The following is a 510-nucleotide window of genomic DNA, read 5'->3' as shown; positions in this document are numbered from 1 at the left end:
AGTTGGCTTTGACTGGTGTCGTCAATTCACCCTCGATGTAACGATTTCCTGGCATCTTAGAATCATGTGTCCAACCATCTGTCAATGAATCATCGTGTGTACTATTGGCTACACCATCTCCCACTGTCACAACATCTGTCCAAGTTTTACCGTCTTGGCTGACTTGGATTTTACCATCACGAAGATAGTTTTGAGTTCCATCTTGGATGTAGGCTCTGATCTTCTTGATAGTGCGTTCGCTACCAAGTTTTAAGGTTACATGGCCATCTTTATGGGCATAGTCTGAAAACTCAACGAAGTTGTTGTACACACCATCAAACAATTGATCTAGGTTATTAATCTTACGAACATCATTACTTCCATATGTTGGATGAATGCCCATAGTTGTAGATTCTAGTTTGGTTGGTTGCACTTCTTTAGTCGTTACAAGGAGAGAAGTTGATGGAACAGCCTGTTCTTGGTCTGTTTTATTAACAAGACGAACATAACGTACCAAGTGGGTTGCGACAG

Annotated in this window: 1 protein-coding gene; it reads right to left on the bottom strand. The window is 41.2% G+C overall.

Annotated elements, in window-relative coordinates; translation table 11 throughout:
• Positions 1 to 510 (bottom strand): discoidin domain-containing protein (locus tag HMPREF2613_RS06305; protein WP_148129944.1); only part of this gene is annotated, 510 nt, incomplete at both ends.

The sequence above is a fragment of the Streptococcus sp. HMSC070B10 genome (assembly GCF_001808665.1).
Classification (GTDB): domain Bacteria; phylum Bacillota; class Bacilli; order Lactobacillales; family Streptococcaceae; genus Streptococcus.
The sequence above is the reverse complement of the archived record's forward strand: the minus strand, read 5'-3'. Positions and strand labels throughout refer to the sequence as shown.